The 10799-nt window shown below is 48.8% G+C and carries 9 protein-coding genes; 5 read left to right on the top strand and 4 right to left on the bottom strand.

From position 1 onward, the window contains the following. Positions 1-134: 134 nt before the first annotated feature. The 4 genes from U0008_RS11320 to htpX all read left to right on the top strand — a co-directional run bounded on the left by U0008_RS11320 (position 135) and on the right by htpX (position 4690). A complete protein-coding gene (locus U0008_RS11320) occupies positions 135-626 on the top strand; it encodes a free L-methionine (R)-S-oxide reductase MsrC (RefSeq protein WP_043493284.1) in 492 nt (163 codons plus the stop codon). 101 nt (positions 627-727) lie between these two features. Then, on the top strand, positions 728-1435 hold the full coding sequence (gene proQ, locus U0008_RS11315) for an RNA chaperone ProQ (RefSeq protein ID WP_025801078.1): 708 nt from the start codon (positions 728-730) through the stop codon (positions 1433-1435). A 19-nt stretch (positions 1436-1454) separates the two neighbouring features. After that, the gene (prc, locus tag U0008_RS11310) at positions 1455-3485 is read left to right on the top strand and encodes a carboxy terminal-processing peptidase (protein WP_043493283.1); all 2031 of its coding nucleotides are present in this window, start codon (positions 1455-1457) and stop codon (positions 3483-3485) included. A gap of 323 nt (positions 3486-3808) precedes the next feature. Then, positions 3809-4690, top strand: coding sequence for a protease HtpX (gene htpX, locus U0008_RS11305; protein WP_008813588.1), 882 nt, complete (start codon positions 3809-3811; stop codon positions 4688-4690). A gap of 87 nt (positions 4691-4777) precedes the next feature. Here htpX and cfa read toward each other — a convergent pair whose 3' ends face one another. Further along, entirely contained in the window at positions 4778-5929 is a 1152-nt protein-coding gene (gene cfa / locus U0008_RS11300) for a cyclopropane fatty acyl phospholipid synthase (protein WP_043493281.1), read from the bottom strand. A gap of 320 nt (positions 5930-6249) precedes the next feature. Then, positions 6250-7476 (bottom strand): purine nucleoside transporter PunC, encoded by a 1227-nt coding sequence (gene punC / locus U0008_RS11295; protein WP_043493280.1) that lies wholly within the window; start codon positions 7474-7476, stop codon positions 6250-6252. A 140-nt stretch (positions 7477-7616) separates the two neighbouring features. On the opposite strand from punC, the gene punR reads away from it, so the two are divergent. Next, on the top strand, positions 7617-8525 hold the full coding sequence (punR, locus tag U0008_RS11290; protein ID WP_043493387.1) for a DNA-binding transcriptional activator PunR: 909 nt from the start codon (positions 7617-7619) through the stop codon (positions 8523-8525). 4 nt (positions 8526-8529) lie between these two features. Here punR and U0008_RS11285 read toward each other — a convergent pair whose 3' ends face one another. After that, positions 8530-9156: an ATP-binding cassette domain-containing protein gene (locus U0008_RS11285; RefSeq protein ID WP_043493279.1), complete on the bottom strand. Its 627-nt coding sequence runs from the start codon at positions 9154-9156 to the stop codon at positions 8530-8532. After that, positions 9153-10799 (bottom strand): ABC transporter permease, encoded by a 1647-nt coding sequence (locus U0008_RS11280; RefSeq protein WP_043493277.1) that lies wholly within the window; start codon positions 10797-10799, stop codon positions 9153-9155. The genes U0008_RS11285 and U0008_RS11280 overlap by 4 nt, the downstream gene beginning before the upstream one ends.

The raw sequence follows: 10799 nt of genomic DNA, 5'->3' as shown, positions 1-10799 counted from the left end.
AAAGATACAATGTGTAACGAGTTAATGTGTAGTGATGTTGGATAGGCCTTGTGTGATAACGCATTTAATGCTTATTTTATGTGACGTATTCGAGCCTTATGGCTACCGCCCAGTAACAAGATAACGAGATTTACATGAGTAAAAAAGAGTTTTATACCGATCTAGCGCGTGATTTGGCTGCCCTAAGCAGCGGCGAATATAACTTTATCGCAACATTATCCAACGCGAGTGCGCTAATTTATGAGCGATTAGAGGATGTTAACTGGGTCGGATTCTATTTGGTTGATGGAAATACGTTGGTACTTGCGCCTTTCCAAGGAAAATTAGCCTGCGTGCGAATTCCTGTTGGTAAAGGCGTATGTGGTACTGCGTTTGCAAAAAATGAGATCCAACGCGTTGCTGATGTGCACGCTTTTGCCGGTCATATTGCCTGTGATGCAGCCAGTAATGCTGAAATTGTGCTGCCTATTGAGGTGAATGGACAAGTTATTGGGGTTTTAGATATCGATAGCACAGTTTATGACCGATTCGATAAAGAAGATGAAAATGGTTTAAAATCAGTGGTTTCCGCTCTTTCTGAGCACTTAAAAGAGTGCGACAGCACAAAATTTGTGACATTTGCATAAGGTTGTCGTGCGTATGGCGTGGCTTTTGGCGGTAGCGCCATTATAATGTCGCCTGTTCATGCCATCGCTGGTTGGCAAACCCGTTGTAATCAGGAAATTTCATGGAAAATCAACCCAAGTTGAATAGTAGTAAAGAAGTCATTGCATTTTTAGCCCAGCGTTTCCCGCAGTGCTTTAGCGCAGAGGGCGAAGCACGTCCGTTGAAAATCGGTATCTTTCAGGATCTGGTTGAGCGGATGCAGGGAGATGAAAACGGACTGAGCAAGACTCAGCTACGTTCAGCGCTCCGTCTGTACACCTCAAGCTGGCGTTATCTGCACGGCGTGAAAGTGGGTGCAGAACGTGTCGATCTTGACGGTAATTCGTGTGGTGTGCTGGAAGAGCAGCATGTGGAACACGCTCGTCAACAGTTAGAAGAAGCCAAAGCGCGAGTTCAAGCACAACGTGCAGAACAGCAGGCGAAAAAACGTGAGGCCGGGGAAACGACTGAGAATCGTCGCCCACGTCCAGCGGGTAAAAAACCTGCTGCACGTCGTACCGATGCTGCTAACGGCGATAAAGAAGCGCGTAAACCACGCACTCCTCGTCCGCAACAGGATCGCACGCCTCGCGCGAACACAGAATCAGCTAAACCGCGTGCTGTACCGGTAACTGACATTACTAAACTGACCGTAGGTCAGGGCGTAAAAGTCAGCGCAGGTAAAAGTGCGATGGACGCTTCCGTATTGGAAATCACCAAAGATGGTGTACGCGTTCAGCTTTCTAACGGTCTGGCGATGATTGTGCGCGCAGAACACTTGCAGTTCTGATACGGAGGCCAGCCAAGGCATGAACAAATTTTTCAGGGTATCAGCGATAGCCCTGGCGTTATTCGCTGGTGCCAGCTTTGCGGCTGATAATGTTGCTTACAACATTAATCAGTTACCGCAGTTGCGCCAAGAGCCGCAGCACGCGACCGTCAGTGAACGGGTGACGTCACGTTTTACGCGCTCTCATTATCGTCAGTTCGATTTGAACGATGATTTTTCTAAAAAGATCTTTGCTCGCTACCTCAATATGTTGGACTACAACCATAACGTGTTGTTGGCCTCTGACGTAGCACAGTTCAAAGACCGTGAGACGACGCTGGATGATGAGTTAAAATCCGGTCAATTAGATACCGCTTATGCGCTGTTTAATTTGGCCCAAAAACGTCGCTTCGAACGCTACGAATATGCACTTTCTTTGCTGAAATCCCCGATGACCTTCGACGGTAACGACACCATTGATGTCGACCGTAGTAAATCACCGTGGCCAACCAGCACGGAAGAGTTGAACAAGCTTTGGGCCGCCAAAGTTAAATACGATGAATTGAACCTGAAGCTGGCCGGCAAAGATTGGCCAGAGATTCAAAAGATCCTGACCAAGCGCTACCAGTTTGCGATTAAACGCCTTACGCAAAGCAAAAGCGAAGACGTTTTCCAACTGTTCATGAATGCGTTTGCGCACGAGATTGATCCCCATACCAACTATCTGTCTCCGCGTAATACTGAGCAGTTTAATACCGAAATGAGTTTGTCTCTGGAAGGTATTGGCGCCGTGCTTCAGCAGACCGAAGACGACTACACTCAGATTAACTCAATGGTTGCCGGTGGACCTGCGGCGAAGAGTAAATCCCTCAAGGTCGGCGATCGCATCGTTGGCGTTGGGCAGCCGGGTAAGCCGATGGTGGACGTGATTGGCTGGCGTCTTGATGACGTGGTTGAGCTGATCAAAGGGCCAAAAGGCAGCAAAGTTCGGTTGGAAATTCTGCCAGCAGGTAAGGGCACCAAAACACGCACTATCACGTTAACGCGTGAACGCATCCGCTTGGAAGATCGCGCGGTGAAAATGAGCGTGAAAACCGTTGATGGCAAGAAAGTCGGGGTTCTGGATATTCCTGGCTTCTACGTTGGTCTGACCGACGATGTCAAAGTACAGTTGCAGAAGCTGGAAAAACAGAACGTAAGCAGCGTGATTATCGATCTGCGCAGCAACGGTGGCGGTGCGTTAACCGAAGCGGTATCACTTTCTGGCTTGTTTATTCCTAGTGGTCCGGTTGTTCAGGTACGTGATAATAACGGTAAAATTCGTGAAGATGCGGATACTGACGGCGTTGTTTATTACAAAGGCCCGCTGGTGGTTCTGGTTGATCGCTTCAGTGCGTCAGCGTCAGAAATCTTCGCAGCAGCTATGCAGGATTACGATCGTGCGCTGATTGTTGGCGAACCAACCTTTGGTAAAGGCACTGTACAGCAGTATCGTTCGGTAAACCGTATTTACGATCAGATGCTGCGTCCAGAGTGGCCGGAGCTGGGTTCGGTTCAATACACTATTCAGAAGTTCTACCGCATTAACGGTGGTAGCACGCAGCGCAAGGGCGTGACGCCGGATATTATTATGCCGACGGGGCTGGAATCGATTGATACCGGCGAAAGCTTTGAAGACAACGCCTTGCCTTGGGATAGCATTAAAGCCGCTACCTACGATAAAGCAGGTGATGTGCAGAAGTTTGATCCGGTGCTGTTAGCCGATCACAACCAGCGCATCGCGTCGAATCCTGAGTTCCAATACATTGAGCAAGACATCGCTCACTATAAGGCACTCAAAGATCGTAAAAATATCGTCTCTCTTAACTATGCACAGCGTGAGAAAGAGAATAAAGATGATGATGCAACGCGCCTGAAACGCATTAATGAACGCCTGAAAGTCGCGGGTAAAAAGCCAATTAAATCACTTGATGATGTGCCAAAAGATTATCAAGAACCCGATCCTTACTTGGATGAAACGGTGAAAATTGCGCTTGATCTTGCTCAGCAAATGCAGGGCAGCTCAAAATAGGTGAGTTGGGTTACAGTAAAAAGAGCGAGAAATCGCTCTTTTTTTATGCCTGCAGCGCTAACTGTATGGTGGGTAAATAGTCAATTGTGTGATTTTTTGTACGTCAAATTGTAAAGTTATGTTTCTTTAGTGTGTTATTGCTTAACACCACTTGAATACCGCGCAGATGGCCTTACGATCTATACACTAAATCATTCGAGTTGCATCAAAGCAGCAAACAGTTGTTATCAACAGACAATAACTGTTGTGCTTGTGCCACTTGAAGTAAAACGAGTATATGCATCGCATAATGCGTGCTCCATAAATGAGGATTAATAAATAACATGATGCGTATCGCTTTGTTCCTGCTAACCAACCTGGCTGTCATGCTGGTGTTTGGTGTGGTGTTAAGCCTGACAGGGATCCAGTCCAGCAGCGTGCAAGGGCTGATGGTGATGGCACTGCTGTTCGGCTTTGGTGGTTCTATTGTTTCGTTGTTGATGTCAAAGTGGATGGCCTTGCGTTCGGTTGGGGGAGAAGTTATCGAGCAACCGCGCAATGAAACTGAGCGTTGGTTGGTTGAAACCGTTCGCCGTCAGTCTCAGCAGGCAGGTATTGATATGCCGCAGGTGGCGATCTACCACGCACCGGATATGAACGCATTTGCAACGGGCGCGCGTCGTAATGCGTCACTGGTTGCGGTGAGCACCGGTTTGCTGCAAAACATGAGCCGTGATGAAGCTGAAGCCGTGCTTGCGCATGAAATCAGCCACGTGGCTAATGGCGACATGGTCACCATGACACTGGTTCAGGGTGTGGTGAACACCTTCGTTATCTTTATCTCGCGCCTGATCGCGCAGGTGGCGGCTGGATTCTTGTCGGGCAACCGTGATGAAGGTGAAAGCAGCAGCGGCAACCCAATGATTTATTTCGCGGTATCCATGGTATTGGAAATCGTGTTCGGTATTCTGGCGAGCATTATTACCATGTGGTTCTCACGTTATCGCGAGTTCCGCGCCGATGCTGGCTCAGCTAATTTAGTGGGGCGTGAGAAAATGATCGCCGCGCTACAGCGTTTGAAAACCAGCTATGAGCCGCAGGAAGAAGGGAGCATGATGGCATTTTGCATCAATGGTCGTAATAAATCATTTAGCGAACTGTTCCTGTCACATCCGCCGTTAGATAAGCGTATTGAAGCCTTACGTACCGGCCAATATCTGAAGTAATTTAGATTTGTCATCGATGGCAGAGATCGCACGTTACATATAAAAAGGAGCCGTATGGCTCCTTTTTACTATCCGATAAACCAGATATTACCGTGCAACGCGTAGGCCACCTTCGGCTCCGCGTGGAGAGAACACCACTTGCCAAAGCTGAATATCTCGAGCGCGGAATGCGCCCGCGCAGGCATTAAGATAATAGCTAAACATGCGGAAGAAGCGTTGAGAATAGTTATGCTCGATCTTCGGCCAATTCTGCACGAAGCGTTCATACCAAGCCATTAGCGTTCGGTCGTAATCAGCCCCAATATTGTGCCAGTCTTCCATCACGAATTTACCTTCACTGGTGGTTGCGATGTGCTTAACAGAGGGGAGGCAGCCATTAGGGAAGATATATTTATTGATCCAAGGATCTACATTCATATTGGTTTCGTTTGCACCAATGGTATGCAGCAAGAAAAGCCCATCAGGTTTTAAATTACGCGCCACCACGTTGAAGTAGGTTTGATAGTTTTTTGGCCCAACATGCTCGAACATACCCACTGACACAATGCGATCGTACTGTGAGTTAAGGTCACGATAGTCTTGTAGCAAAATTTGTACGTCTAAATCTTTACAACGTTCCTGCGCCATTTTCTGTTGTTCTGCTGAAATGGTGACGCCGTGAACGGATACGCCGTAGTTCTTCGCGGCATAAGCCGCCAAACCGCCCCAACCACAGCCGATATCTAGCAGGGTCATTCCAGGCCGTAATTGAAGCTTTTCGCAGATCAGTTTTAGCTTAGCTTCCTGAGCCTGTTTAAGCGTCGTTGCATCTTTCCAATAGGCGCAAGAATATTGCATGTAGGGATCGAGCATTAGGCTGAATAGGTCATTGCCTAAATCGTAGTGCTCTTTGCCGACGATCCACGCACGTTTTTTCGATTGAAGATTAGTAAGACGCGCCGCGGCGACACGCAAGGTATCTTTGATATGGTGTGGCAGCTGATTCTCAAGCCCAGCGCGAAGCACCTTCTGAAAGAAGATATCTAAACGGTCGCACTCCCACCAGCCGTCCATATAGCTCTCACCGAGACCGAGTGAGCCTTCTTGCAACACGCGCTTAAAAAAGTGCGGATTTTTAACGCGAATATCAAAAGGGCGCGAGCCATTAACCTCGATATCTGCCGACTGCAACATTTCACTGGCAATTCGATACCATTGACTGTTTTGCACGCTTAGATCTTCTATACACGATGAACTCATAGTTTCTCCATGACCCAAATTCTTCATAAAACTGACCTGCTAGAGAGCGTTGGCAATCTAAAGGCGCACGAGTACCAACGGATAATCCGCGGTGTTTAACCCGACTTAGAAAAATGGAAAACTGAGGAAACCCATGCGTTTAGCAGGGACTCATCCTTAAGTAAAAATGTGATGTGATCCGCACATCAAAAAGCAAAAAGTTACTTACTGACAAAATAATTGTAAAAGCAACCTTCGCAGTATAGGACGCAGCGGTGAGAGACTCAAGTAAGAATCTACACCGCTGCTCAATGGTTTAGGCTAAAGGAGACAAAAATAAATTAATGCTGTGACAGGTGTTTTTTGTCGGATTCATTTGCCGTTAGGGATTCATGAGTCAATCTTTTTGTGACGCTGTCACTTTTAAGCCAGTAACCCACAGCGACTAAGATTGCAGTACCAGCCATGATAGCTGTCGTGGCTAATAATGCGGATTCGACATAAACGGATACCAGTAAGCTAGCCAAGAAACAGACACCTAGCTGTAGCGTATTCTGCAATGCGGCCGCTTTGCCACTGCTTTCTGGGAATGGGGTCAGTGCATTCGCAACCACGATTGGGTAAATTGCTCCGTTGGCCATGGCCATAATGCAGAAAGGAACTAACAGCGCAAAGAGTCCCGGAGAGCTCAGCAGCGCCATCGCAAACATTCCAATCATACTCAGGCTATACACGACTAAAAGCCATGGCAGCATCAAGTTTCCGCCAATACGGCTCAGCAGCGCACGACAGCCATAGCCACCAATCAAGAATGCGATAGTCTGTGGCACATAGCTTAGCCCAATGTCATTCGGGCTATAGCCCATATCGCCTAAAATGAACGGAGAACCGGTGAGCCAGGCGAAGAAACCAGCGGAACACGCTGCGAAAATCATTACGTTGCCGGAGAATATATTGGAGCGCATCAGTTGGAAAAAGCTAATGTTCTCTTTTGGCTGATTTTCTGTGGGTTTCCGGCGCTCATCTTTGAGCATGAGGGTTGGGATCAGCAGCAGTAAAGAAATACCAAACAGCACGGCAAAGATAGCCTGCCATTCTAAATGGTTGAGTAACCACGCGCCTAATAGCGGAGCCAGGGCTGGGGACAATGCCACCAGCGGCATGATGGTGGCGAACACTCGATTGGCAACGCCTTTGCTGTAGCGATCGATAACCAGCGCCTGCCATGTCACGGCGGCAGAACACACCCCAATTGCCTGTACAAAGCGCAGCACGAGAAGTTCAGTAGTGGTATCCACCCACAGCATGCCTAAGCAGCCAAGGCTAAACAGGGTTAAGCCCATGGCTAAAACCGGCTTACGGCCAATACGATCGGACAGAGGCCCCCAAACCAGCTGCGCGAAGGCAAACCCGGCAAGGAAAATGCTGAGGCTTGCGCTGATGACACCCGCGGAAGCATTGAGATCCTGCTGCATCGCACCAAAAGCAGGAAGATACATATCAGTGGCCAGATATCCCAGCATGCTCAATCCGGCCAGATAGAACATGAAAAATGATGAAGTTCGCATTATTTTGACTCGTTATATATTTGTTGCAGAATGAATGTGTGACGCGTGGAGTGTAGCGATCTCTCTAATTACTTGTGAAACGCTAATATTTGCTATCATGGATGAAAATTTTTGAAAGCAAGAAAAGTGAGGTAGCGCACATGTGGTCGGAATACTCCTTAGAGGTTGTTGATGCGGTTGCAAGGACGGGAAGTTTTAGCGCCGCAGCACAAGAGCTGCACCGAGTGCCGTCTGCCGTGAGTTACACGGTACGCCAATTGGAAACTTGGCTGGCAGTGTCACTGTTTGAACGACGTCATCGAGATGTTGAACTCACCGAAGCTGGCGCATTTTTTGTTGATGAAGCGCGAACTATTATCAAAAAAATGAATTCCACCCGCCGTCAGTGCCAACAGGTGGCAAATGGCTGGCGTGGACAGCTAAATGTTGCCGTCGATCGTATCGTTAATCCCCGTCGAAGCCGCCAATTGGTGGTCGATTTTTATCGTCATTTCCCTGATATGGAATTAATGATCCACCCCGAAGTGTTTAATGGCGTATGGGATGCCTTAGTCGCCGGACGCGTAGAGGTGGCGATAGGGGCGACGCGTGCGGTTCCGGCCGGAGGGCGTTTTTCTTTTCGCGATATGGGATTTCTACGCTGGCATTGTCTGGTGAGCCCCGATCACCCGCTGGCAAAATTGGAAGGCGAGTTAAGTGATGACAAAATTCGCCCTTTTCCTGCCTTGTGTATTGAAGACACATCTCGAGATCTGCCTAAGCGCGATACATGGCTATTAGATAATCAGCGACGCCTAGTGGTGCCTGATTGGCAGTCAGCCTGCGATTGTTTAGAGAATGGGCTTTGCGTAGGCCTGATGCCCGCGCACATGGCGGAACCGCTGGTGCATTCGGGTAAGCTGAAGATCTTACAATTGGCTCAGCCGTTTCCAGATAGCGCCTGCTGTGTCACTTGGGAAGACCATACCCGCTCACCGGCCATTGATTGGTTACTGGATTACCTCGGTGATACTGAAACGATGAATCAAGAGTGGCTCAGCCCTGAATAGGGTTTTAGAGCATGATGATTTGGCCGTTTGGCGGAACGTCGTCTTCGTCGTGTGTCACTAGCAGGGTGGCAATATTCGTCTGTTGTAATTCGCCAAAAACCCATTGGCGAAACTGTTGCCGCAGCGATTTATCAAGCTTGGAAAAAGGTTCATCCAATGCCACCGCGCGAGGGCGAGAAAGCAGGGTGCGCAACAAACTGATTCTGGCGCGCTGGCCGCCAGATAGTTCATCGGGATAGCGAGATGAAAACGCACTCATGTCAATTTTATTCAATGCTTGAGCGACCTGCTGATGCTGTTTTTCTCTGCTGATATTTTCAGGTAAGGCGAAAAGCAGGTTTTGTGTAACGTTTAGGTGGGGAAACAATAAATCATCTTGGAATAGCAGCCCGATTTTTCGCTGATAGGCGGGGAGCGCCGTCACATCTTGACTATCAATCAGCACTTTTCCCTGCGTTGATAGCGGGGCGTGAGCATGCCCCGCCATAGCCAGCAATAAGCTCGATTTCCCGCAGCCGCTTGGCCCCATCAGCGTGAGTATTTGGCCGCCTTCGACGCGGGTATTCAACGCTGAAGTTAGCGGCGTGCCATGTAGCAAAACTTGAAATTGCTCAAACGCTAAAACCGTCACAGTTTTTTGTTCCTTGTCAGTATGAATGGCAAAAATAGCGCGATACCGTAAACCAAAAGTGGGATGAACGTTTGCCACAGAGCCGCAACGGCGGCCATGCGGCGATCGATACCGGATGCATAAGCGACGGTTTCCGTTGCCAACGTGGGGAAGCGCCCAGCGCCTAAACCCAGCGTGGGTAAATATAATCCCATGCTAACCGCGAAACCTAAAGCGACGGAAAGCGCCAATGGCTTACTCAATAATGGGATCTTGATGCGCCAGAAACAGGCCCAAGGCGACTTTCCAAGTGATTGTGCGGTATAGATCAGCCGCGGATCGAAAGTTTGCCACGTGCCGCTGAGGCTAAGAAAATAATACGGAACGATAAACACCATATGAGCAAAGATCACGCTGGGCAGCAGACCAATCACATCCAACCAAGCGGCCATGTGCTGCAAGCCGAAAATTAGGCTGATTTGTGGAGTCAACAGCGGGGCGAGCAGAAACCATAAGTTTGTATTTATACGCGTATAAAATTGCCATTCCAAAAAACCAACGCACAGAAGTAAACCTAACAGATTCGCCACACTCGCAATGAGCAGACTATTTATGATCGGAGTACTAAGCTGATGAACGCTGGTAAGCCAATAATCATAGCTCCACTGTAGTGGAAAAGAAGACGAGAAAGGCCAACGCCATGCAACCGACCACACGAAGAGTACCGCATAGGCGCCCAGCGTTAACACAATACCCATTGCCCAGAGTGGGGTAAGCGGCATGCGCCACGTGCTGCGCCTTTGTCCATAAGCGTTGCGGCAATATGTTAACCAGCTCTTTTCAGCATATCGCCACGCACCAAAGCTGGCTAATGTGATAACAATAAGTAGCAGCGTACCAGCAGCGGCTAAAGATTGATGCCCCATCGAGGGTTCGCTTATCCATTGCCAAACTAACAACGCCAAGGTTGTGGGCTGCTGTGGCCCCAATAGAATCGCAATATCTACGGTGGATAGGCCAAAGGCGAGCACACAAAACAACGGCAAACGCAGAGCCACAAGTATTTGCGGAACTAATAGCAACCACCAGGCTTTCTCACTGTGGTAACCCAATGCGTTAGCAGCCTGCATCTGGCGAGCGACATCAATTCGGCCCGCGATGTTAAACGCCATCAAAAATAAAAAAGGTGTCTCTTTGATCACCAATAAAAGAATTAAGGATAGGGCATAAGGGTCATTCACGATTGGCCAATCTGGCGGGCGCACAAAACCCGTAAATGTTGGGGATATAAGCCTGAGTAGCCAACCTGAGGGGGATAACAGCAGTATGAGACCGGTCGCCAGTGCAATATGCGGCATGGCTAAAATCGCACTCGAAATAGCGCGAGCGGTGCAGCTGGCGCGCTGTATAACCTGACTGCAAAGCGCTAATGCCAACCAAAGTGATATTAACGTCGCGGCGATTGCACTCCATAAGCTCAGGCCAACCGAGCGCATCAAACCTGGCCATTGGAGTAAAAGCGTCCACGGCTGGATGAAGGTGTTGAAAGAGGAAATGTCAGACAGCGGCTGAATCAGTGCCAAGAGCGCTGCCAATATTGGCAGCGCTCCTGCTATGAACAGCCCAACGGGGAACAGCGCTAACAGAAAAGGGCTGTTCTTCAT

This window comes from Hafnia alvei, from assembly GCF_034424155.1.
Taxonomy (GTDB): Bacteria; Pseudomonadota; Gammaproteobacteria; order Enterobacterales; family Enterobacteriaceae; genus Hafnia; species Hafnia alvei.
The sequence above is the reverse complement of the archived record's forward strand: the minus strand, read 5'-3'. Positions and strand labels throughout refer to the sequence as shown.